Origin of the sequence: Actinosynnema sp. CS-041913, assembly GCF_050942485.1 — a bacterium.
Classification (GTDB): Bacteria; Actinomycetota; Actinomycetes; order Mycobacteriales; family Pseudonocardiaceae; genus Actinosynnema.
Map to the genome: position 1 here is coordinate 218419 of NZ_CP192037.1, position 22946 is coordinate 241364.

The following is a 22946-nucleotide window of genomic DNA, read 5'->3' on the forward strand; positions in this document are numbered from 1 at the left end:
CTAGGGCCGGAACGAGCGGGCGGCGGCCAGGAAGGCGTCGTTCTCCTCCGGCTCGCCGATGGTCACCCGCGCGCCGTCGCCGACGAACGCCCGGACGACCACCTTGTGCGCCAGGCAGTGCTCGTTGAACTCGGCCGTGCGCCCGCCCAGCGGCAGCCACACGAAGTTCGCCTGCGACACCGGCACCTCGTACCCGGCGGCCAGCAGCTCACCGCGCACCCGGCCGCGTTCGGCGACGATCGCGCGGCATCGGGCCATCAGCTCGTCCTCGGCGTCCAGCGACGCCATCGCGGCGGCCTGCGCCAGCGCGTTCACGCTGAACGGCACGTAGACCTTGCGCAGCGTCTCGGCCAGCTCCGGCGAGCCCACCGCGTACCCGACCCGCAGTCCGGCCAGCCCGTAGGCCTTCGAGAACGTCCGCAGCACCGCCACGTTGTCCCGGCCCGCCGCCCACTGCGCCTTGGCCAGCTCCACGCCGTCCGGCACGTCCGGGTCGTCCACGAACTCCTTGTACGCCTCGTCGATGACCACCAGCGTCTCCGCGGGCACCTGCTCGATGAACCGCTCGATCTCCTGCCGCCGCAACGCCGTGCCGGTCGGGTTGTTCGGGTTGCACACGAAGACCAGGCGCGTCTTCGGCGTGATCGCGGCGGCCATCGCGGCCAGGTCCAGCCCGTGGCCCCCGGTCAGCGGCACGCGGGTCTGGCCCGCGCCGACCACGGCGCTGATGATCGGGTAGGCCTCGAACGAGCGCCACGCGAACACCACCTCGTCGGCCTCGGTGCAGGTCGCCTGCACGAGCTGCTGGCACAGCGTCACGGATCCGCAGCCCACGGCTAGCTGCCCGGTGGGTATCCCGAGCTTGTCGCCCAGGCGCGCCACGAGGTCGGTGGCGGCGGTGTCGGGGTAGCGGTTCACGGCGGTGGCCGCGTCCGCGATGGCCCGCACCACGCTGGGCAGCGGTCCGGCGGACACCTCGTTGCTCGCCAGCTTGATCGCGCCGGGGATGGTTTTGCCGGGCACGTAACTGGGTAGCGCGGAGAGGTCTGCGCGGGTTCGCACGGTCATCCAAGGACTCCTTCCGGTTCTGAGCTGGACGTTAGCCGCTCAAGACCCGGATGGGGCATACCTGCCGTCTGGTTGCTCACGTTGACTGGTGTTCACCCCCACGTGGAAGGGTTGCCCCATGACTGCTACCCGCACCGAGACGCTCTCCCTCACCGACGGCCGCACCCTGCGGCTGACCGTGGCCGAGCCGGAGAACGTCGTCCGCGGCGGCCTCGTCGTGCTGCACGAGGCGCGTGGCGTGACCGACACCGTCCGCGGACTGGTGAGCGGGCTCGCCGGCGAGGGGTGGCTGGCCGTCGCGCCGCACCTCTACCACGGGGCGGAGGACGAGCCGGCGGACGCGGCGGAACGGGTCAGCGAGCTGTCCGGCGAATCCGTGCTGGCGGACACCGACGTGGCGTTCGTGTGGCTGGGACAACGCGGCGTGAGCACCGACCGGCTCGGCGTCATGGGCTTCGACCTGGGCGGATCGGTCGCGATGGTGGTTGCGGGAAGCCGAAGCATCGGCGCCGCGGTCACCGTGGGTGGCGGCGGCATCCTCGCGCCGCTGTCCGACGGGCTCCCGTCGCTGGTGGAGGTGGCCGAGGAACTCACCTGCCCGTGGCTGGGGCTCTACGGCGACGACGACGACAAGATCCCGTTCAGCGACGTGGAAAAGCTCCGCGACGCCGCCGCGGCGGCCCCGGTGGCGACCGACGTGGTCCGCTTCCGGCACACCAGCCACCGCTTCGACACGACGCCGGAGGCCAGCGCGGAGGCGTGGCAGCGGGCGTTGAACTGGTTCGACTCGCACCTTCGGTAAAAGGTTCACCTCAAGAGTCTTTACAGCGGCTTGGAACCGGACCGCCCACCCGGTACATCTAAGGGAAGCGTCCGGGAACGCCGATGCGGACGTTGCTGGGTAACGCGCGGCGCGGCTGCGGCGAAGACCGCAGTGCAGGGGGTAATGATGAGCGACGGCAACACCGTTCCACTGACACAGGCCGCACCGGTGTCCGCACCACCTCCGGTGCCGGCCGACACCTCGACCACGCAAGTGATCACGCCCGACGTGCTGGCGGGGCTGACACCGGCCGCGTCTCCGTTCGCTCCCCCGGTGGCGCCCGTGCCGACCGCGGACGCCGTGACCACCGGCGTCGTGAACGCGGGCCCGGCGCCCGACCCGTCGTCGACGCAGGTGATCACCGGGACGGCGGGCACGCCGAACTTCGCCAGCGTCGCGCAGGCCGACCTCCAGAAGGCCACCACCGCGCTGGACGCGGTGGACAAGCGGAACGTGCAGCTCGACCTGGACAAGCAGGCGGTGCGCGACCTGGTCACGCTCATCGCGCAGGCGCGGAACCTGGTCGACAACGTGCACACCAAGGCGGTCAACGACCTGGACGTCGAGCTGCAGTTCGGCAAGAACTGGGTCGGCGAGGCGATCAGCAGGCGGCTGCGCGAGGTGGCCGTGGGCAACGACGCGTCGGCGGTCAACGTGATCGGCGACTTCATGCAGGTGCTGTTCGAGGTCGAGGAGACCATCCGCGACGCGGCGCGCAACCTCGAAGAGGCCGACGACGACGCGGCGGAGGCCTTCAACTCGGCCGAGGGGGAGGTCAAGGGCCCGTGAGCGACAACAGGTACGGCGGTGGCCAGGGGCAGGGCCACGGCGGCCAAGGCCACGGCGGCCAGGGCCAGGGCCACAACGGTCAGGGCCACGGCGGCGGCTACGGTCATGGTGGTCAGGGCGGTCACGGCAGCGGTCATGGCGGCCACGGCAACGAGCCGCCGCCCAGCGACCTCGGCCAGAAGGTCGACTGGATGGCGTTCTCCCACCAGGCCCTCTACGACATGGTGCACACCGGCGTCGACCTGAAGGCGGCCGGTTCCGCGCAGGCCGACTGGGCCGCCGTGGGCAAGGCGCTCGGTGAGGTGCAGGGGCTCCTGGCGAAGGCGATCTCGCAGTCCCAGCAGGCGTGGGCGGGCGAGACCGCCGACCTGGCGCGGGAAGCGCTGGTCTCGGTGGAGAAGTGGGCGCTGAACACCAGCGACCACGCCGAGAACGTCGCCAAGTGCATCGCCGACGAGATCGAGCACGTGCAGACCGCGCGCGAGATGATGCCCGCACCGAGCCCCGCGCCGCCGGTCGTGGAGCCGGTCGCGTCGGGCGCCGGCGGGCCGGTGGTCGCGCAGCCGCAGCCGGACGTCCGCACGCCGCTGAGGACCCAGCCCGAGTTGCAGTCGCCCGCGGCGGGGCAGCGGCTGATGGTCGATGGCGCGTACGAGCGGTTCGACCCGGTGTCGGCGGACAGCCTCCGCGCCGCGACGAACCCGGCCGCGCGCACCAGCCCGTTCACCGGCTTGGACGCGGTGTCCGCGCCGGTCGTCGACAAGGTCCTCACGGCCGACGCCACGCACCGGCAGGCGGCCGAGGTGATGGCGATGTTCCAGCAGAACTCGTACGCCGTCGACCGCACCGTGCCGTCGTTCAGCCCGCCGACCAACCCGGTCGCGCCGCCCCCGCCGCCGCCCGTCGTGGTGGCGCCGCCCGGTTCCGGGCTCGGTCCCGGCACGCCGCCGGTCGGTGACGGCGGTCCGGTCGTGGTGTCCAACAACCCGAACCAGCCCGGCGACCGCGGCACCACGAACCCGCAGCAGGGCGGCCGTGGCGGCGGTGGCGCCGGTGGTGGTCGCGGCGGCTTCCTGCCCGGCCGTGGCGGCAGGCCCGTGCCGATCGGCGCGTCCGGCGGTGGCGGCGGTGGCGGCTCCGCGCCGCTGGGCACCCCCGGCTCGATCAACGGCGCCCTGGGCTCCGACGGCCGTGCGTCCGCAGCAGGCAGTGTGACCAGCCAGTTCCAGTCGCCGAAGTCGGTGACGCCGCAGTCGGGCATGATCGGCGCCGCGCCGATCGCCGCGCCACCGCCCGTCGCGGCTGCCCAGGGCGGCGGCGCGAACGAGCGCAACCGGCCCGGGTACCTGGAGGACGACGACAATGTGTTCGGCGTCGACCGCAAGGCCGCACCGCCGGTGATCGGCCTGTGACCGAACGAGTCTTCCGGCTCAGCGCACTGGAGTTCTTCCTGCTCTGGCAGGCGGTCCACCGCGACGCCCACCCGGTCCCGCTCGGCACCCGGCACTACGGACACACCCAGCAGGAACGGGCGCGGCTGGTCGAGACCGCGTCCCGCGACCTGTTCGCGCGCGGCCTGGGCACCGTGCAGCGGCCCGACGAGGAGTTGTACGGCGTCCTGCGCGGCCTGGCCGAGTTCGAGATCGGCCTGGAAGTCGTGTTCACCCGCAACGGCGAACAGGCCCGCGGCCTGGCCACCGCGGCGTGGCACGGCGCGTTCGCGGGCCGCGTCGGCGACCAGGTCCAGGTGACCGGCTTCCGCCCGACGGCGCTGGCGGCCCGGACGGTGGCCACCCTGCCGCCCGCGCCGCCCGGCAGCGGCCGTTCGGTGAACGTGCGGTGGGACGACTACCTGGCGGCGGGCGAGGCCGGCGTCGCGGAGGGCACCGAGGGCTTCCTCGACGTGCTGCGCGGGGTCGGGATGCGCGAACCCGAGGCGAACACCCTGATGCGCGCCGTGACCAGCCGCAGTGGCGGCGGCCAGGTGGGCGTGATCGCCCGCAACCGCGCCGGCTACCTGCACCCGACCGGCGCGGCGATCTCGTGGCTGGACACGGCCGAGGGCCGGTATTTGGTGCGGCGGAACGAGTCGTGGCTGGTGGTCGCGCCGACCGACGCGCAACGGCTGACATCGGCGGTGGAGGAGATCCTGGCCGGCGCGGGCCGCAATTAGCCGCGGTAGGGAAAACCTCGCGGGCGCGGGGCCGCACTCAGCGATGGTTGGGAAATCCGCGTGGGCGCGGGCCGCACCCAGCCGTGGTGGGGAAATCGTCGCTGGCGCAGGCCGCAACCAGCCGTTCCCGGTCCTGTGGTGGTCGCCGCCGGCCGGTCTTGGCCCGGTGTGTGGATGACGACTGTGGTTCCGTGCGCTCCGATGAGCTAGGAACTGGGGTATGACCGACATGCAGGCCGGCGCCGCCGCCGGCGAGGCAGAGCTGCTGTGGCGTCCGGACCCCGATCGGGTCGCGAACAGCCGCATGGCCGCGTTCCGCACCTGGCTGTCCACCGAGAAGGGCCTGGAGTTCGCCGACTACCCGGCTCTCTGGACGTGGTCGGTGACCGAGGTGGAGGCGTTCTGGGGCGCGATCGCCGAGTTCTTCGAGGTGGCGTTCCACCAGGAGCCGACGGCGGTGCTGACCGAGCGCGTGATGCCGGGGGCGGAGTGGTTCCCCGGAGCGACGCTGAACTACGCCGAGCACGCGCTCCGCCGCGACACCGACGACCTGGCGGTGATCTTCCACCGCGAGGACGGCCGGTCGTCCCAGCTCACCTACGCCGATCTGCGCCGCCGCGTCGCCGCCGTGCGCGCGGGCCTGGTGTCGCTCGGGGTGGGGCGCGGCGACCGGGTGGTGGCGCTGGCGCCGAACTCGCCGGAGGCGCTGATCGCGTTCCTGGCGACGGCGTCCCTGGGCGCGGTGTGGTCGTCGTGCTCGCCGGACTTCGGCACGCGGGCCGTCGCGGACCGGTTCACCCAGATCGAGCCGACGGTGCTCATCGCCGTGGACGGCTACCGGTACAACGGGCGCGGGTTCGACGTGCGGCCGACCGTGGAGCGGCTGCGGACGGCGATCCCGTCGCTGCGCGCCACGGTGCTGATCGACTACCTGGGCGGCACCCTGCCCGGCGTGGTCGAGTGGGACGCGCTGCTGAGGGACTTCGCGGACGCCGACCTGACCTTCGAACCGGTCCCGTTCGACCACCCGCTGTGGGTGCTGTACTCGTCGGGCACGACCGGGTTGCCGAAGGGCATCGTGCAGGGCCACGGCGGGATCGTGCTGGAGCACCTGAAGATGCTGGCGCTGCACAGCGATCTGGGGCCGGGCGACAGGTTCTTCTGGTTCACCACCACCGGCTGGATGATGTGGAACTTCCTGGTGTCCGGCCTCCTGGTGGGCACCACGATCGTGCTGTACGACGGCAGCCCGGCCCACCCGGACTTGTCGGTGCTGTGGCACCTGGCCGAACAACACCGGGTGACGTACTTCGGCACGTCCGCCCCGTACATCCAGTCGTGCCTGAAGGAAGACCTCCAACCGGCCGCCCGCTACGACCTGACGGCGCTGCGCGTGGTCGGCTCGACGGGCGCGCCCCTGACGCCCGAGGGCTTTCGTTGGATCGCCGACGCCATCGGCCGTGACGTGCAGATCGCGTCGGTGTCGGGCGGCACGGACCTGTGCACGGCGTTCGTGGCGGCGTCCCCCGACCTGCCGGTGTGGCTGGGCGAACTGTCCTGCCGAGCCCTGGGCGCAGCCATCCACGCGTACTCCCCGGCCGGTGAGCCGATGGTCGACGAGGTGGGCGAACTGGTGATCACCGAGCCGATGCCGTCGATGCCGGTCTACTTCTGGGGCGACCAGGACGGCTCACGCCTGCACGAGGCGTACTTCGACACGTTCCCGGGCGTGTGGCGGCACGGCGACTGGATCCGTGTCACGGAGCGGGGTTCGGCGGTCATCTACGGCCGCAGCGACTCGACCCTGAACCGAGGCGGCGTGCGCATGGGAACCAGCGAGTTCTACCGGGTGGTGGAAGGCCTGCCCGGCGTCGTGGACTCGCTGGTGATCGACACGTCGGGCGCGGGCCGGACAGACGGCGAACTGCTGTGCTTCCTGGTCCTGGAAGACGGCGTGACCCTGCCGGACGTAGAGCCGAGGCTGAAGTCGGAACTGCGCACGAACCTGAGCCCCCGCCACGTGCCGGACCGCTTCGTGGCGGTGGACGAGATCCCGAGGACCCTGAACGGAAAGAAGTGCGAGGTCCCGGTCAAGAAGATCCTGGCAGGCACCCCACCGGACCAGGCAGTGAGCCGAGACGCCCTACGCAACCCGGAAGCCCTGACCCCGTTCCTGACCCTGATCCCGTAGATCCACGAGACGTACACCACAAGACACCGCCCTGAACCCCTGGTGAACGCCCTCCGCACTACCTCTGACCAGCACGGACAGGGGTAGGAGGGGGGTGTTTTGCCAGCCGGCCGCCGACCTGTGTAACCTATGCGTCGTAGCCGAGGGCTCCGGGAGGCTTCGCCTAGTCTGGTCTATGGCGCCGCACTGCTAATGCGGTTTGGGTTTATCGCCCATCCCGGGTTCAAATCCCGGAGCCTCCGCAACACCTGGCTTTGGCCTGGTGACAACTGAATATCGATGCGCTCGTAGCTCAACGGATAGAGCATCTGACTACGGATCAGAAGGTTGCAGGTTCGAATCCTGCCGAGCGCGCAGGTCAGCGGCCCGGTACCAGTAGGTACCGGGCCTCTTGGTCTCAAATCGGGTCTCATTCACCCCTTTCAGGCGGACACCGGCACCCCCGCTGTACCGCCCGCGTCGTCGGGGAAGACCTCGGCCAGGCGTTCACTCCAGCGTGACGGCAACGCCTCCGCGAGCTGCCGGATGGCGGCCCGGTGTTCTTCGGTCAGGTCCGACGCGTCGTCGGCACCCTCGGTCCACAGCAGTCCACCCACCTGGCGCGCGATGCTCTCCCGGATCGCGTCCGGCACGTGCATGTACCGACCGGCCATCTGTGCCGCCGAACCAGGCGACCAGCCCATCACGTCGGCGATGACCCGGAGCGGCACGTTCAGCACCAGCAGCCCAACGCCTGTGGGATACCGATAGACCGGGGTCGTACTCCTGCTTCTGGGCCCTCGCCGTCGTTGGTATTTGCTTCCTGGGTTGGATCTCGTGGTGGTGGCGAGTGTTGAGCGGGATTATGGCCTTCTTCGGTTGGGGAGCCCTGCTTAACGCAGCGGAACGCTAATCCTGGATCGCCGAGCGATCTGCGGAGATCGGGAAGGCCGTAGTGGGCATGACAGGCATGTTTAGGGTTTCCCTTCTTCGTCAAGGCGGCCCGTGTCGGGGGCCGCGCGCCCTGTCTCCGTGTTCGCACGGCAAGGGCCAAGGGCCCGGCTTTCGCACCCTGACCCGCCGGTGGGCAGTGGCGTGCACCGTGCAGCAACCCGCCAGGGTTGCGCTCGGTACAAATCGACCGAGCACCGGACGCGGTGTGGCACAATCCAGCCTGTGGATCTCGATGAGGGCTTTTGGACCAGCCGCTCGAAAGTCGAGCGGCTGGGGCGAAATCTTCTTGCGCAAACCCCGCCGGCCGACGAGCACCTCGAACAGCTCCACGAACTACTCGGAGCATACGACGAAGCTCTTAGCTACGTCACCCAAAAGCTCGAAGATTCGCTAGGCGTCAGCACGACTTCTCGCCTGAAGAACACCGGCACCATCCTGGAAAAGCTTCTGAGGCACGGCGGTAGCTCGCTTTCCAAAATCCAGGACCTAGCGGGGGCTAGGGTAGTTGCCGAACTCGATCTGATCGAACAGGACCTGCTCGTCAAAAGAATTGAGGCGCTATTTGAAGCGGAGGGTAGAAAGCCCCCCAAAATCATTGACCGAAGGGAGAATCCTCGACAGGGTTATCGCGCAGTGCATATAGTCGTATACATTGGCAAGATACCCGTCGAAATCCAGGTACGAACAACTCTTCAGCACTGGTGGGCAAACCTATTCGAGAAGGTTGCTGATGCGATCGGGAGGGAGATCCGATATGGAGAGGTGCCCGCAGACCGTTCCGGCGGAATCTTGCCATTGGCAGCTCGCGCGTCAACCGGTCATCCCCGTCCGCTGACCGAAAACAATGCAGGACTGGCTGACTGGGTTGAAGAGCGTCTTACCATTGCCGATCGAATTGTCGATGTTGCACAGGACATGTCTGAGGCCGTTGACTGGGTTGAAAGAATGGTAACAATATCACACCACCCCGCAGAACTCAGGGAAGTCATGAGGCGGGAAGGTGCAGAGCAAAGCGCACATGAGATTCTTGAACAGACGAAAGAGGCGAAGAGTAAGTACAGGAAGATTTTTGACAAGTACAGTGAAGCCATCGACCGAGTCATCGAGCGCGAAAAGCGGAGCCGGGCAATCTACGAGAAAATTCACCAACAACTCGTTGCCGATGCCAAAGGGCGCGCGCGAACCGTAGTCGAGTCATTGAATCTCGACTTGCCACCCGAGAAGATAGAGGAAATCGTTCTAGCATTCGCAGAATCCCAGGTGGAGGCCTCTCTCCAGCAAGCCGTAGCCGATGAGCGTCCCGGAGGGTAGCCTACCTAGGTGACCTACACGCTCGTCATCTACGACCGCGCCGCCGGACGACTGCTCTCTCGGGAGCCGTTCACCCAGCGCCGGGACGCGCTGCGGGCACGCTTCAGGGCTGAGCGCAGGTACCGAGGCCAGGAAGGCAACATCGAGGTCGTCGTCCTTGCCGCTCGTACGGACGCTGACCTGGTACGCACCCACTCCCGCTACTTCTTCAGTCTGCAGGAGCTCGCCGAGCAGTCGGCTTAAGCTCGTAGTTCGACCCTGGGGACGACAGGGATCGCAGTGCGGGCAGCGGTGGAGGACCTTCTCCTCCTCGCCGATGACGACCTTCTCGATCACCGAGGCACCCAGCAGAATCTTCTTGTCCCCACAGTGCGATCACGTCGCTCGCTTGTGGTAGCTGGTGATTCGGGACCGAGCTGTCCCAGTTGTAGTGGGCCGCTGGCGCGTCGTCGTAGCCGTCATTGCTGCGGCTCGTCCGGTAGTCCCCGACGGCGAGCATCAACCACGCGCCCCGCTGTGTGTCTGTCTGCACGTTTCCCCCACGTTGATGAAACCGTCCCGCGAAGGTCATCGCGAAACCCGTGTTGCGTCAGGTCGGTCCAGGGCTTCGCCGGTGGTGGCGTGCCAGGGCCGCATCGTGACCTGCAGAGAGCATTTTGATCCGGATCGGACAGCCGAGTGCAGCTCAGGCCGGCCCGAAAAGGTAGCGCCAGCACCACCTCGGAACGGGAGCTGGCGCGATTCTGTTGGTCCGGCGCCGCCTCTAGCGTCGAGCACAGCGAGTACTCGCCAAAGCCATCACGTGACGACGTGGACGCGAGCCCCGGAGGTCGGGGGACATTGAGCCGAGGAACGGACTGGATGAGAACGAGTTTGCTACGGATTGGCGGCGTGGTTGTGGCGACCGCGTTGTTGACCGGGATCACTGTGCAGGGTGCGGTTGCTTCGTCGGAGCAGGCGGATGCCGTGCACGCCGAGCGGGAGCCTGCGGGAGTGCGGCAGGCGATGGACGAGATGGTTGCGGCCGGGGCTGCTGGGGTGGTGGTGCGGGTCAGTGATCGGCGTGGGGAGTGGGCTGGTAGTGCTGGAGTTGCGGAGTTGCGTCGGTCTGTGAAGCCGTCGGCCGACGGGCGGTTTCGGGTGGGTAGTGTTACCAAGTCGTTTGTTGCCACCGTTGTGTTGCAGTTGGTCGGTGAGGGCCGCGTCGGGTTGGACGATCCTGTCGACCGGCACCTGCCTCGGTACGGTCTCGATCGGCGGGTCACGGTTCGGATGTTGTTGCAGCACACCAGTGGTCTGTTCAACTACACCGGCGACGTCCGGCCCGATGGCACGTCGGACCCCGGGATTCCCATGTGGGGTCAGGATTACGTCGACAACATGTTCCGCACCTACCGCACCGACGAGCTGGTCCGGTTCGCGTTGGCCAAGCCCGCCCGGTTCGCGCCGGGCGCGCGGTACTCCTATTCCAACACCAACTACGCGTTGCTCGGGCTGTTGATCGAGAAGGTCACCGGCACCGGGTACGCCACCCAGGTCGAGCGGCGGATTGTGAAACCGCTCGGGTTGCGCGGCACCAGTCTGCCGGGTACTCGGACGGGGATTCCCGGGCCGCACGCCCACAGCTACTTCGGGTACCGGCACGGCGGCGAGTTGAAGGTCGTCGACGTGACCCGGATGAACCCGTCCTGGGCCGGCGCCGCCGGGGAGATGATCTCCACCACGCGGGACCTCGACACGTTCATCTCCGCGCTGCTCGGCGGCAGGCTCCTGGCCCCCTCGCTGCTGGCCGAGATGCGCAAGTGGGTGCCGACGGGCGATGGCAACCGGATCGGTCTCGGGCTCTTCCAGACCGAGTTCGGTCCGGGTTGCACGGGCCAGGGCCACACCGGGGGCACTCAGAGTGCGACGACGTACATGTACAGCACGGCAGACCGCGGCAAGCGGGTCGAGTTCTCGGTGACGCACGGCGCCATGGACTCCGGCGATCCGGCGGTGCGCACGAAGTTCAACGCGGCGTACCAGAAGCTCGCGACCGTGGCGTTGTGCGGCACGGGTCGCTGATCACGTTCCCGGACATGCGGGGTGGGGTCGATCAACTCGGGCCCCACCCCGGCTACCGTCTGTCGGTATGGCTGCCGATGGTTGGTTGACAGACATTCGCGACTCATACGACACGGTTGCGGCCAGTTATGCCGACCTGACGCGTGAGGCTCTTGGCGGGTTGCCTTATCTACGTGGGGTTCTGGCGTTGTTCGCCGACCTCGTCCGCGCCGCCGGCGGTGGGCCGGTGGCGGACGTGGGTTGCGGGCCGGGGCACATCACCGCCCACCTGCGGGAGCTGGGTGTCGACGCCTTCGGGATCGACCTTTCGCCCGGGATGATCGACTTGGCCCGGCGTGAGCACCCTGGCCCGCGGTTCGAGGTGGGGTCCATGACGGACCTGGACCTCGCCGACGCCTCGGTCGCCGGGCTGCTCGCGTTCTGGTCGGTGATCCACATCCCCGACCACGAGCTGCCCGGGGTCTTCGCGCACTTCCGGCGGGCGCTGCGGGCCGGGGGGCCACTGATGATCGGCTTCCACGAGGGCGACGCGTCCCACCTGAAGACGGAGGGCTACGGCGGCCACCCGATGAAGGTGCACGTCTACCACCGCCCGCTCGACCGGGTGGCGGCCTGGCTGCGCGATGCCGGCTTCACGGTCGAAGCCCAGGTGCTCCTCGACCCGGACGAGAAGCGCTCCGGGGGAGTCCTCTTCGCGCGCTGACCGCAGCGGTGCCTTTCCACCGCGGTCTTTCCACCGCGCCTAGTCGGGGTTCGCCAGCACCAGCCGCGGTCGGGGTTGGGGGATGAGCGGGGCCCTGGTGGCTTCCGCCTCGTAGCGCAGGCGTTCCGCGGCCAGGAAGCAGCGGTTGAGGCCGGTGCGGACGTCGAGCGCGTTGATGCCGGTCTTGATGATGTAGAAGAGGCCGATGTTGACCAGTGCGACGGCCACGACGTAGATGAACGTGTCGTGGAGCACCTCGGTGTAGATGAGTATTGCGAAAACCCACACGGTGGCGCTGTAGAAACCGATCGTCGGGCCCCATTGGCGGTAGCCGTCCAGGCCGGTGATCGTCTGGTGCTCGGGTGGCACCGTGCTGAGACCCTTCTGCCTGGCGAGTTCGAGGTACTTGGTGGCGTACCTCGAACTGAGGACGTTGGCGAACAGGACGCCGGTGTAGCCGATCGCGGTGGCGATCGGCCACCAGCGGACTTCCACCAGGTTCACCGCCAGGATCAGCCACGACGGCCAGATGGCCATTGTCCTGATCGCCAGTTCGGTCCCCACGCGCAGCGGTGCGCCGGACATCGCAATGGAGTCGGTCACCCTCGTCGTCAGACCGCTGAGGATGTTCTGGTAATAGCGGGCGCCGGCCAGTGCGAAACTCAGGCCGATGATCCGGGCGGGCAGGTTTTCCGACACCTCGCCGAGGTTGTAACCAGGTCGGCGCAGGTCGTCGATCAGCGGGATGAAGTCCGGTTTCGCGCCGATCAGGCGCAGGACTATCTGGTCGGCCGGGCCCAGCACGTCGATTCCCACGTCGCGCAGGAACCAGTAGACGCACACGGTGGCGGTGACGATGAAGTTGAGCGACGAGAGCACCGAGAAGATCAGCAGCCAGCGTGCGTGCATCGACCGGCGGGAATCCGGCAACACGCCTTGTTCTTTGCGCAGGCGGTAGATCCGGCGCCTTCTCTTCGGCTCGCGGGACGGCGGTACCAGCGTGCGCACCGTTTCCAGCACGGTGTGCCGGTCGTACGGGATCGCGTGGGCGCGGACGAGCGGGTCCTCCACCAGACCCGCCTGCGTCACGTCGAGTTCCTGCTCCAGCACCTGGCGGAGCAGGCGGTAGACGTCCGGGTGGTCCGCGGCCACCTCGAAGACCATCAGCCGGCGTTCGGGGCGTTCGTCGATGAGGTCTTCGATCAGCCGTGCGATCAGCGGCGCCTGGCCGTAGAAGCGGTCGGGAATGGTGCCGTCCCGGTTCATGCCGACGTCGCCCAGCGCGATCAGGATGCGGCCGAGTGAATACACGTCGGCTTTGGTGACGTCGTCGGCGTTGCTGCGCACTTCCGGCGCGACGAATGCCCCCTGCGTGCCCTCCGTGCCCGCCAAGGCTCCGCTGTAGAGGTAGTTCCGGCCGAAGTCGATGAACGTGACGTCGTATTCGCGACCATCCTGGCCGGGGTCGCGCCGCCGCACGATGACGTTGGTCGGGGAGAGGTCTTCATGCCGCTTCTTGCGCGCGTGCAGCTCACTGAGCGCGGTCAGCAGGGGCAGGCCGATCTTGCGGATCATGTCCAGCCGGACGTTGCCCGCCGGTGAGACGACCCGTTTCCGCCGCCAGCTCACCACCGGCGTGGCCGAATCGCCCTTGATGCGCTCGATCTCCTCCGCGAGGGTGATGCCGTCGGCGAAGTCCATCAGGATCCAGTGGCTGGTGCTGGCCCACACCTGCACCATGTGCTGGACCTGGCGGCCCTCGACGTCGAGCGAGTTGTGGTCGATCGCGTACGTCCGGGTCTTCGCCGCGATCACCGGGATGTTCGAATAGGGGAACAGCACGCATTTCAGGGCGAATCTGATGCGCCGGCCGGACGACTGCCTGGGCAGGCCGCGGAGGATGAACGACGTCGACCCGTGCCGGTGGAATTCGAACGCCGAACCCCGGACGCGGTTCCACTCCTCGGCGATCGGATCGCCGGGCGGGCACTCGTCGGCGGTCGGCGCGTAGAGGTCGAGCAGCGCCGACCGCACGGAAGCGTCGTTGATCAGCTCTCCGCACAGGCCTTCGCAGTCGTGTCCCCGCGGCCCCCGGTTTTCCGTGGTCGAGTCGGCGTGGGCGGCCTGGCTCTCGCCCTCCATCGTGATGAGGGTGATCAGCAGGACCGACAGGAATCCGTGCGTCTCGGCTTCGCGTTTGGTGTGGCCGCCGATGCGGCTCGTCTTGAACTGCCGGCACCAGCGGGACAGCGCCTTGACCGCATCGGCGCGTTGGACGCCGACGTCGAGTTGGAAGGACAGCTTGTCCAGTGGGATGGAGGACAGCAGCCGCCGCCAATGCGCGACGCCGGGGCACAGTTCGCGGATGTGACGCAGCCGCGGCGTGTCGGACGACTGGAGGTCGAGCGCCATGACGTCCTTGAAGACCTGGCGCAACGACTCCGTGTCGATCGCGCCGACGGTGACCACGTCACTCACGAGGGAGTCTCCTCACGGGGCGGGTACACCGTGAGCCTCGGCACCACCAGCGCGTCCTCGCCCTCGAACACCCGGTGGGTCAACCGGTACGCCGAACGCGCGCCGTCCAGGAGTTTGCCCCGGTCGACTTCGTGCCTTTTCACCTCGGGGGTGTCGGACAGCGGCGCCAGGTCCATGACGGCGGGATTGTCCTGCGGGTGGAACCGGCTGCGGTCCAGATAGGGCCGGTCCTCGGTGAGGTATTCCGTCGCCGACGCCAGGAAGCCGACGCCCAGGCCGGGGCGCATCTTCTCCAGGTGCCGCGCCACCAGTCGGTTCATCCACGACATCCGCGTCCGCGGCGGCGCGATGGGCCGGGTGCTCAGCGAGAGGACGTGCGTGCACCCGTCCACCACGGCGGCGCGGAACGGGTGGAAGCGCAGCACTCCGCCGTCGACCGCCCGGTTGCCCCGGAAGGTGGTCGTGCCCTTGATGGCCAAGGGCAGCCACGTGCTGGCCTGCAACGCCTCCCGCAGGTCCTCCGGAGACCGGAAATCGCTCACGTCGAGTGTTTTCAGCTCATCGACGTCGGTGACCATGATGTGCAGCCGTTGCCGGGCCGCGATGATTCCGGCGTAGTCGAGCGGTTTGCGCCGGGCGAGCACTTCCTCGAAGACGTATTCGAGGTTCATCGGCCCTTCGCGACGCAATACCCGGCGGAAGTCGAGGAACACGCCGGTGGTCAGGTCGTCGAAGTAGATGGACAACGGGAACCAGGTCCGCCTGGTGATGAAGTAGGCGCCGTTGACCGCACCGGACGAGCAGGCGTAGACGTCATCGAACGCGTCCGCGTACCCGAGGTCCTCCAGGGCGGTGAGCATCGCGCCCGAGACGACCCCGCGCAGCCCGCCTCCCTCGACCGCCAACCCGACCTTGAACCCGTCGTCCCGGGCGCCCGGCTTGCTGCCGGCGGCGCGGCGGGCCCGCAGCACCTGGCGCACCGGGTGCTCCGGCGACCAGGGCAGGTCGGCCGCCGAACGGGTCGATTCCAGCCGACGCGGTCCCAGCAGCGGAAACGCGCGTTGGAGGCGGTCATTGGGCCGTGACATGTGGCGACAACCTCTCCTAAGGATGCGGCAACGTGGCCAAGGTAGCGGATCACCCAATGGTTCGTACTCACGTTCACCGAATGGCATATCGGATCGGCCAATCTTTCCGCAATTGTGCGGACTGTCTTCAATATGGATTATCGGGGTCGTCGTCCGAGCGCTCGTGCGGCCCCGTCTTCAAGATCGGCTTCAGCCCACGATGTCAAGGAAGCTTGACATCGTGTCCGCTCTGGTTGACACTGCCGGTGTCAAGTTTGCTTTACACGAGGGCAGGGGGAGCGATGTCGTACGAGGAGAAGGGGGTGTGGGTCTACCTGGCGGTGACGCTGGTGACCTACGCGGCCTACCTGGTGCTGCTGCTCGGGCGCGGCGTTGGCGGGGCGTTGGCGGACGTCTCCTACGTGCCCCTCATGCTGTGGACCATCGGCACCTCGATCGTGCTGTCGGTGGTCGGGCGGATCGCGTTCGAGATCGCCAAGCCCAGTGACTCGCAGCGGGGTGACGTGCGGGACAGGGAGATCGACCGGCGCGGCGAGTACGTCGGGGGCCTCGTCGCGATGGTGGGCATGGTGGCGCCGTTCGCGCTGACCATGGCGGAAGTCCGGCATTTCTGGATCGCCAACGCCATGTACGCGGTGTTCACGGTGGCCGCGGTGGTCGGGGCCGCGGTCAAGCTGGTCGCCTACCGGCGGGGGTTCTGAGCGGATGGGCAAGTCGACCAGGATCACGAATTCCATCCGCGCGCTGCGGTTCGCGCGGGACGAGATGACGCAGGCCGAGTTGGCCGCCCGGGTCGGCGTGACCCGGCAGACGATCATCGCCATCGAGCAGGGGAAGTACTCGCCGTCGTTGGAGATGGCGTTCCAGATCGCCCGGGTGTTCGGTGTGCCGCTCGGGGACGTGTTCCAGTACCCGGATGACGAGGAGTCGTCGTGAAGGCGCTTGTCCATGAGCAGTACGGGATGGCGGACGACGTGTTGGCGGTCCGTGAGGTCGAGCCGCCCGAGGTGGGCGAAGGGGAGGTGCTGGTCAGGGTCCGCGCGGTGCCGGTCAGCGGGACGGATTGGCATCTAGTGCGCGGATTGCCTTATGCCGCACGGTTGGTGACCGGGTTGCGAAGACCGGCCAATCGGTACTTCGGGCTGGAGTTGGCGGGCACCGTGGAGGCCTTGGGCGGCGGGGTGGAATCGCTGGCGGTCGGCGACGAGGTGTTCGGGTGGTGTGGCGGCTCGTTCGCCGAATATGTGTCCGTGCCTGCGGGGCAATTGGCGGTCAAGCCCCGCAATGTGCCGATGGAGGTGGCCGCGGCGGGGCCTATCGCGGCATTCACGGCGTTGCAGGCGGTGCGGGATCTCGGGCGGGTCGGGCCGGGACGGAAAGTGCTGGTCTCGGGGGCGTCCGGTGGGGTCGGGACGTATGCCGTGCAGTTCGCCAAGGTGTTGGGGGCCGAGGTCACCGGGATCTGCGGGGCGGAGAAGGCGGATCTGGTGCGGTCGATCGGCGCGGACGAGGTCGTCGACTACCGGGCCGTGGCTTTCCGGGACATCGGCGAGCGGTTCGACGTCGTGATCGACATCTACGGCAATCCCGCTGTCCGGGACTGCGCGCGGGTGATGAAGAAGGGCGGCACGCTGGTGCTCGTCGGCGGCACGGGTGGTCGGCTGTTCATGGGGCTCGACCGGTGGCTGCGGGGGATGGTGGCCGCGCCGTTCCTCGGGATCAAGGCCCGTCCGCTGGTGCACAAGGACCGGCACGACGACCTGGTGACGCTGCGGGGACTCGTGGAGTCCGGCGAGGTCACCCCGGTTCTCGGGCGGACCTACGCGCTCGACCAGGTGGCCGAGGCGATCGAGGACGTGCGGGCCGGCCGGGTCCGCGGGCACGCCGTCGTCACGATCTAGGCCGGCACCCCGATGGCACGACCTAGGACAGCTCGGCCAGCACCCCGTCGGTGAACGCCGGCCACGCCTCGACCGCCCACTCGCCGAACCGGCGGTCGGTCAGCGCCACGCACGCCACGCCGGCCTCCGGGTCGAACCACAGGAACGTGCCGCTCTGCCCGAAGTGCCCGAACGTCCCGGCCGAGCTGGCCGAACCCGTCCAGTGCGGCGACTTGGCCGCCTTGATCTCGAAGCCCAGGCCCCAGTCGTTCGCCCGCTGCAAGCCGTAGCCGGGCAGCACGCCGCGCAGGCCGGGGAACACCACGGTGGTCGCCTCCGCCGCCAACGCCGCCGACACGAGCTTCGGGGCCTGCACCTCCGCCGCGAACCGGGCCAGGTCGGTCACGGTGGAGGTGGCGCCCGCCGCCGGCGAACCGTCCAGGGTGGACGACGACATGCCCAGTGGGGAGAACACCGCCTCCGCCAGGTAGTCCGCGAACGGGATGTCGGTCGCCGCCGCCACGGCGTCCGCCATCACCTCGAAGCCCGTGTTCGAGTAGATCCGCTTCGTCCCCGGCGCGGCCTGCACGTCCGCCGAGTCGAACGCCAGCCCCGACGCGTGCGCGATCAGGTGCCGCAGCGTGGCGCCCTCCGGCCCGGCCGGCTGGTCCCACTCGACCGCGCCCTCCTCCACCGCCACCAGCACCGCGTACGCGGTCAGCAGCTTGGTCACCGACGCCAGCCGGAACCGGTGGTCCACCGGCCCGAACGTGCCCGGGACGCGCCCCTCCGCGTCGATCACGGCCGTGGCCGCCGTCTCGACCGGCCAGCGGGACACCGCGCGCAGACTCTCCATGCCGCAAACTCTGCCATGTGTCCCCCCGTGAGCTGGTCGTGCTCGGCACCGCGAGCCAGGTGCCCACCCGCACCCGCAACCACAACGGCTACCTGCTGCGCTGGGACGACGAGGGCTTCCTGTTCGACCCCGGCGACGGGGCGCAACGGCAGTTGCTGCTGGCCGGCGTCGCCGCGCGGGACGTCACCCGGATCTGCCTTACCCACTTCCACGGCGACCACTGCCTCGGCGTGCCCGGCGTCGTGCAGCGCCTGTCACTCGACCGCGCCCCGCATCCCGTGCACGCCCACTACCCGGCGTCGGGCGCGCACTTCTTCGCCAGGCTGCGGCACGCCAGCTCGTTCTACGACACGGTGGACCTGCGGGAAGCGCCCGTGACGGGGCCGGGTCCGGTCGCGGCGGGGCCGTTCGGCGTCCTGGAGGCCCGCCGGCTCGACCACTCGCTGGAGACCTACGGCTACCGGCTGGTGGAACCCGACGGCCGCCGGATGATCCCCGAACGGCTGGCGGCGCGCGGCATCCACGGCCCGGCGATCCGCGAGCTGACGCCGCCGCTGCTGGACGAGGTGAGCGTGCCGCGGCCCGGTCAGCGGTTCGCGTTCGTCATGGACACGCGGCTGTGCGACGGCGTGTTCGAGCTGGCCGACGGGGCCGATCTGCTCGTCATCGAGTCGACATATCTGCACGTCGATGAACGGCTGGCGGTCGAGCACGGCCACCTGACTGCCGCGCAGGCCGCTCGGGTGGCGGCCGAGTGCGGGGTGCGCAAGCTGGTGCTCACGCACTTCTCGCAGCGCTATTCGGATCCGGGGTTGTTCTACGCGGAGGCGGCGGAGGTGTTCTCCGGGGAGATCGTGGTGGCGGCCGATCTGGACCGGATTGCGGTGCCGAAGCGGCGATCCGCCGAAGCGGGTTGACGCCTAGGCGGTCCGGTGTGGACCTTCGGCCTCCCACTGCGAGCGGATCAGGGAGTCCAGGGACGACTCTTGTGGCCGCCAGCCCAGGTTTCGGAGTTTGGCGGTGTCGGCGCGCAGTTCCCTCGTTTCGCCGGGGTGGGCCGGTTTCCGGTTGACGGTGACCGGGCGGCCCGTGACCCGGTGCACGGCCGCCAGCACGTCCGCCACGCACGTCGGGGTCGCGCCGACGTTGTAGGCCTCGTGCCTGCCCGGCTCGCACGTTTCCAGGGCCACCACGAAAGCCCGTGCGGCGTCCCGGACGTGCACGAAGTCGCGCACCGCCGTCCCGTCGCCGTAGACGTCCATCGACGGCAGCCTGCCCGCCGCCACCCCGCACGCCCTGGTGATCACCCGGGTGTCGTCCCGGTCCCCGCCGCCGGCGAGGTTGAACAGGCGCAGGGTCGCCGCCGCGACGGAACCGGACCGGGCGGTCCACGCCAGGGCGTCCTCGGCGGCTGCTTTCGAGGCCGCGTAAGGGTTCGTCGGCGTCCGCGGGTGGTCCTCGGCGAGCACGTGCGACCGGGGCGTGCCGTACACGCCCGCGGTGGACGCCAGGACGAAGCGCGGCGGTGTCGCCGCGAGCAGGCGGAGGGTGCCCGTGACATTCACGTCGTAGTAGGCGAGGGGATCGTTGAACGATTCCCGCACCCTCGCCAAGGCGGCCAAATGGATCACGCCATCGGCTGACGGGATGTCCGCCGTTCGGATGTCGCCCGTGAACGGGATCACCTCGTGGCCCGCCGCGTCGATTTGGCGGACGACGTCGCGTCCCAGGTAACCGCGGGTGCCCGTGACCAGAACGCGCATGGCCGCCATCCCAGCACGGGACCTTCCCGACCCCTGACACCAGTCCGGTCGAAATTGGCCCTAAAGGTGTTGACGTGGCCGGCCGATACAACCCAAGTGAGTTACCCCCATCCAGTCATGCACACGAGCATCGAGGGCGTACTTGCGGACTACGCCGTCCAGGAGGCCAAGCGGCAACGCTTCCTGGAGACCGCCGCGGCGATCGTCGCCGCCGCACCACCATCGCTGGACGACACGCTGTTGGGCCTCACCCTGCCGTTTCCCCAGACCAACTCCCGGCGCGCCTTCCTGACCCAGGTCGACCAGGTGCTCCGCGACGCCGCCCGATGACCTCCGGCGGTGGGCTCCACCACCGCCGCCAAGTTTCATCCGGTCGTTGCCGGACCGTGCTAGGCCGATCCCCGCGGATGCCTCTACAGTGCGTCACACCGGCGCTCGCCGGTTGTCTCGTCTGCTTCTCATAAAGCGAGTTCTCGGCGATGGATCATGTCCTTTCCGCGCTCCAAGAGCGCCTCGGCACGTTCTTCGGCGACCGGCTGGTCGTGCTCGCGGGCGGCACCCGGCTGAGTACGCGCGCCGGTGAGCTGCACCAGCTCGGCGCCCGCCACACGCTCGTGCTGTCGACGGACGACCACGCGCCGCTGCACGACTCCGAAGTCGCCCGCTGGGTGACGCTGGGCATCGCCGGCGGGTTCGTCGCGGTCGAGCAGAACCGGCTCACCAGGCTGCTCACCTCGCCCAACCGCCGCGTGCGGGAAGCCCTGGCGGACTTCGACCCGGCCGGCGAGGCGCTGGTGATCAGCACGCCGTACCTGCACACCCCCGAGTTCGCGGGCCGGCCGGTGCTCAACGCGCGCCGCCCCGAATGGGTGGAACTGGAGAACAAGACCACGATCGACGCGCTGTGGGACGAGCTGTCCGCGCCGCGCGCCCCGGCCGTGGTGCTGGACCTGGACTTCGACGGCCTGTGGGACGCCACGCTCCACCTCGACCGGGGCGCGGGCGTCGTGTGGTCCGGCGACGGGCCGGCGATCAACGGCGGCGCGAACTTCGTGCGGCGCGTCCGCGACCGGCAGGAGGCGCTGGCCGCGTTCGAGGTGCTGCGGCCCAAGTGCGACTTCGTGCGCGTCATGCCGTTCCTGGAAGGGATTCCGGTGAGCGTGCACGGCATCGTGTTCCCGGACGGCACCGCCGTGCTGCGCCCGGTCGAGATGGTCGTGCCGCGCCGCCAGGACCAGGCCCGGTTCCTGTACGCGGGCTGCGCGTCCTACTACGACCCGCCCACCCGGATCCGCGAGGAGATGCGCAACCTGGCCCGCCGGGTCGGCGAGCGGCTGCGCGAGACCGTCGACTACCGGGGCACGTTCACGCTGGACGGCATCGCCACCGCCGAGGGCTTCCTGCCCACCGAGATCAACACCCGCTACGGCGGCGCGATGGTGTGCTTCGAGGACGCGCTCCCGCAGCTCCCCTTGGCCCTGGCTCAGGTGGCCCTGGTCGCCGGGCACGACCTGGGGGTGTCGTCCATCGAGTTCGAGGAGCTGCTGGTCGCGGCGGCGGACGACTACCGGCACGGGTCGGTCGGCGCGAACGTCCGGGCGGTCAACCCGACCGAGACGGTGGAACGCCCGATCGTGTTCACCGAGTGGTCGTGCCGGTTCGCGCACGCCGACGAGGTCCCGCACGCCTCGCTGCGGCTGCGGCCCTCGCCGTTGGGCGCGCGGCTGGAACTGGACTTCGTCGCCGACCAACTGCCGCCGGGGCGTCCGGTGGTGGGGTTGACGGTGGCGGCGTTCGCGCTGGCGGACCAGGAGTGGCAGACGGCCCTGGGCCCGCTGGAGCCCGCCGTGCCGGTCGAGGACGAGGCCGCCGTGGCCCCCGTGGTGGAACTCGACGCGGTCACCGCCTGATCCGGGCGGGCGCGCCACGCCGTGATCCGGCCGGGCGCGCCACAGTTCTGATCCGGTCGGGTGCGCCACCGCCTGACCTCGCCGGGCCTGGTCACCGCCCTGGTTGGTCAGCCGTACGCGGCCTGGAAGGCGAACCGGTAGCCCATCCGCTGAGCTGTCACCGCGGGAGGCTGGTGGGCCGGGTAGCCGCCGTTGTCGTAGGCGTGCGCCAGCTCCGGGTCGCCCTGCGCGATGGTCCGCACCCACCCGTCGTCGACGCCCTCGCCCAGCAGCAGGTGCAGCGCCACGCACGCGGCCTCCACCAGCGGCTGGGGGTGGGCGCCCGCGAACGCGATGCCCTGCGCCACGTCCAGGATGTGCTTGGGCGCGACCTCGGGCACGGCGATCGCCAGCGCCATCGAGCAGGCCACCTCCGCGCCGCCCAGCGCGTCGAACACCTTCGGCGCGCCCTTGGCCACCGCGTACCGGGCCTGGGTGATCCAGTCCGGCGCGAAGCGGGGCAGTTCGCGGCGCAACGGGTTCCAGTGCCGGCGGGTGCGCCTGCCGTCGTCGGTGAAGCCCGCGCCCGCCAACGCCATCGCGGCGAGCAGGAAGATCACCCGGTCCCGGGACGCGCCGGGGACCTTGTAGTTCGCGCCCAGCTCCACCAGGAACGGCACGGCGTGGACGCTCGCCTCGGACACCGTGTCCTCGTCCAGCAGGCGTCGTTCGAGCCGGCCGCACGCGTCCGGGTCGCCTGCCGCGGTGGCGCGCAGGAGGTCGTCCACGCCCGCGCCGCGGGACAGCTCGGTCCAGGGCACCTTCTCCAGTCCGCGCAACGGATCCGGCCGTTGCCAGGCGGGTGGCAGCTCCATGCGGGGGAAGCTACGTGATGTGCGCGGCGCAACGGCGGCACGGCGCGGCGTGACTTGCCGGA

At 69.4% G+C, this 22946-nt stretch carries 22 protein-coding genes and 2 tRNA genes; 17 read left to right on the forward strand and 7 right to left on the reverse strand.

Annotation, left to right across the window (positions count from 1 at the left end; genetic code table 11):
* A complete protein-coding gene (gene hisC, locus ACQPZF_RS01035) occupies positions 1-1068 on the reverse strand; it encodes a histidinol-phosphate transaminase (protein ID WP_433267282.1) in 1068 nt (355 codons plus the stop codon).
* A gap of 118 nt (positions 1069-1186) precedes the next feature.
* On the opposite strand from hisC, the gene ACQPZF_RS01040 reads away from it, so the two are divergent.
* The 7 genes from ACQPZF_RS01040 (at position 1187) to ACQPZF_RS01070 (ending at position 7398) form a co-directional block, all read left to right on the forward strand.
* Complete coding sequence (locus ACQPZF_RS01040; protein ID WP_433267284.1) at positions 1187-1870, forward strand: dienelactone hydrolase family protein; 684 nt, start codon at positions 1187-1189, stop codon at positions 1868-1870.
* Between the two features lie 147 nt (positions 1871-2017).
* Positions 2018-2680 (forward strand): hypothetical protein, encoded by a 663-nt coding sequence (locus ACQPZF_RS01045; protein ID WP_433267285.1) that lies wholly within the window; start codon positions 2018-2020, stop codon positions 2678-2680.
* On the forward strand, positions 2677-4092 hold the full coding sequence (locus ACQPZF_RS01050; protein WP_433267287.1) for a hypothetical protein: 1416 nt from the start codon (positions 2677-2679) through the stop codon (positions 4090-4092). Before ACQPZF_RS01045 ends, ACQPZF_RS01050 begins: the two co-directional genes overlap by 4 nt.
* The gene (locus ACQPZF_RS01055; protein WP_433267289.1) at positions 4089-4853 is read left to right on the forward strand and encodes an ESX secretion-associated protein EspG; all 765 of its coding nucleotides are present in this window, start codon (positions 4089-4091) and stop codon (positions 4851-4853) included. Before ACQPZF_RS01050 ends, ACQPZF_RS01055 begins: the two co-directional genes overlap by 4 nt.
* Before the next feature lie 220 nt (positions 4854-5073).
* A complete protein-coding gene (locus ACQPZF_RS01060) occupies positions 5074-7044 on the forward strand; it encodes an acetoacetate--CoA ligase (protein WP_433267291.1) in 1971 nt (656 codons plus the stop codon).
* A gap of 152 nt (positions 7045-7196) precedes the next feature.
* A tRNA-Ser gene (locus ACQPZF_RS01065) sits at positions 7197-7286 on the forward strand.
* A gap of 39 nt (positions 7287-7325) precedes the next feature.
* Positions 7326-7398 (forward strand) — tRNA-Arg (locus ACQPZF_RS01070).
* A gap of 68 nt (positions 7399-7466) precedes the next feature.
* Here the strand turns inward: ACQPZF_RS01070 and ACQPZF_RS01075 are convergent.
* Positions 7467-7754: a hypothetical protein gene (locus tag ACQPZF_RS01075; protein ID WP_433267293.1), complete on the reverse strand. Its 288-nt coding sequence runs from the start codon at positions 7752-7754 to the stop codon at positions 7467-7469.
* A 445-nt stretch (positions 7755-8199) separates the two neighbouring features.
* On the opposite strand from ACQPZF_RS01075, the gene ACQPZF_RS01080 reads away from it, so the two are divergent.
* The 4 genes from ACQPZF_RS01080 (at position 8200) to ACQPZF_RS01095 (ending at position 12055) form a co-directional block, all read left to right on the forward strand.
* On the forward strand, positions 8200-9288 hold the full coding sequence (locus tag ACQPZF_RS01080; protein ID WP_433267295.1) for a RelA/SpoT domain-containing protein: 1089 nt from the start codon (positions 8200-8202) through the stop codon (positions 9286-9288).
* 9 nt (positions 9289-9297) lie between these two features.
* Positions 9298-9531 carry a hypothetical protein gene (locus ACQPZF_RS01085; RefSeq protein ID WP_433267297.1) on the forward strand — a complete coding sequence of 78 codons (234 nt, stop codon included), beginning with the start codon at positions 9298-9300 and terminating at the stop codon, positions 9529-9531.
* Positions 9532-10149: 618 nt separating this feature from the next.
* Complete coding sequence (locus tag ACQPZF_RS01090; protein ID WP_433267299.1) at positions 10150-11352, forward strand: serine hydrolase domain-containing protein; 1203 nt, start codon at positions 10150-10152, stop codon at positions 11350-11352.
* A 67-nt stretch (positions 11353-11419) separates the two neighbouring features.
* Positions 11420-12055 carry a class I SAM-dependent DNA methyltransferase gene (locus ACQPZF_RS01095; protein WP_433267301.1) on the forward strand — a complete coding sequence of 212 codons (636 nt, stop codon included), beginning with the start codon at positions 11420-11422 and terminating at the stop codon, positions 12053-12055.
* 39 nt (positions 12056-12094) lie between these two features.
* Here ACQPZF_RS01095 and ACQPZF_RS01100 read toward each other — a convergent pair whose 3' ends face one another.
* On the reverse strand, positions 12095-14533 hold the full coding sequence (locus ACQPZF_RS01100) for a protein kinase domain-containing protein (protein WP_433267303.1): 2439 nt from the start codon (positions 14531-14533) through the stop codon (positions 12095-12097).
* Positions 14530-15621, reverse strand: coding sequence for a patatin-like phospholipase family protein (locus ACQPZF_RS01105; RefSeq protein WP_433267305.1), 1092 nt, complete (start codon positions 15619-15621; stop codon positions 14530-14532). Before ACQPZF_RS01105 ends, ACQPZF_RS01100 begins: the two co-directional genes overlap by 4 nt.
* A gap of 281 nt (positions 15622-15902) precedes the next feature.
* Between ACQPZF_RS01105 and ACQPZF_RS01110 the strand changes: the two genes are divergently transcribed.
* The 3 genes from ACQPZF_RS01110 to ACQPZF_RS01120 are packed head-to-tail and all read left to right on the forward strand — an operon-like array spanning position 15903 to position 17522.
* Positions 15903-16322, forward strand: a complete 420-nt coding sequence (locus ACQPZF_RS01110; RefSeq protein ID WP_433267307.1) for a hypothetical protein — start codon at positions 15903-15905, stop codon at positions 16320-16322.
* Positions 16323-16326: 4 nt separating this feature from the next.
* On the forward strand, positions 16327-16557 hold the full coding sequence (locus tag ACQPZF_RS01115; RefSeq protein WP_433267309.1) for a helix-turn-helix transcriptional regulator: 231 nt from the start codon (positions 16327-16329) through the stop codon (positions 16555-16557).
* Complete coding sequence (locus tag ACQPZF_RS01120; RefSeq protein ID WP_433267311.1) at positions 16554-17522, forward strand: NAD(P)-dependent alcohol dehydrogenase; 969 nt, start codon at positions 16554-16556, stop codon at positions 17520-17522. Before ACQPZF_RS01115 ends, ACQPZF_RS01120 begins: the two co-directional genes overlap by 4 nt.
* A gap of 22 nt (positions 17523-17544) precedes the next feature.
* On the opposite strand, the gene ACQPZF_RS01125 is transcribed toward ACQPZF_RS01120, so the two are convergent.
* On the reverse strand, positions 17545-18357 hold the full coding sequence (locus ACQPZF_RS01125; protein ID WP_433267313.1) for a serine hydrolase domain-containing protein: 813 nt from the start codon (positions 18355-18357) through the stop codon (positions 17545-17547).
* Between the two features lie 17 nt (positions 18358-18374).
* Between ACQPZF_RS01125 and ACQPZF_RS01130 the strand changes: the two genes are divergently transcribed.
* Positions 18375-19274 (forward strand): ribonuclease Z, encoded by a 900-nt coding sequence (locus tag ACQPZF_RS01130; protein WP_433267315.1) that lies wholly within the window; start codon positions 18375-18377, stop codon positions 19272-19274.
* 3 nt (positions 19275-19277) lie between these two features.
* Here ACQPZF_RS01130 and ACQPZF_RS01135 read toward each other — a convergent pair whose 3' ends face one another.
* Positions 19278-20120 (reverse strand): NAD-dependent epimerase/dehydratase family protein, encoded by an 843-nt coding sequence (locus ACQPZF_RS01135; protein ID WP_433267317.1) that lies wholly within the window; start codon positions 20118-20120, stop codon positions 19278-19280.
* A gap of 117 nt (positions 20121-20237) precedes the next feature.
* Here ACQPZF_RS01135 and ACQPZF_RS01140 point away from each other — a divergent pair, with 117 nt between their 5' ends.
* Together ACQPZF_RS01140 and ACQPZF_RS01145 are read left to right on the forward strand one after the other, a co-directional pair.
* Positions 20238-20450: a hypothetical protein gene (locus ACQPZF_RS01140; protein ID WP_433267318.1), complete on the forward strand. Its 213-nt coding sequence runs from the start codon at positions 20238-20240 to the stop codon at positions 20448-20450.
* A gap of 149 nt (positions 20451-20599) precedes the next feature.
* Positions 20600-22030, forward strand: coding sequence for a hypothetical protein (locus ACQPZF_RS01145; RefSeq protein ID WP_433267319.1), 1431 nt, complete (start codon positions 20600-20602; stop codon positions 22028-22030).
* A 107-nt stretch (positions 22031-22137) separates the two neighbouring features.
* Here ACQPZF_RS01145 and ACQPZF_RS01150 read toward each other — a convergent pair whose 3' ends face one another.
* Positions 22138-22884: a hypothetical protein gene (locus tag ACQPZF_RS01150; protein WP_433267321.1), complete on the reverse strand. Its 747-nt coding sequence runs from the start codon at positions 22882-22884 to the stop codon at positions 22138-22140.
* Positions 22885-22946: the final 62 nt, after the last annotated feature.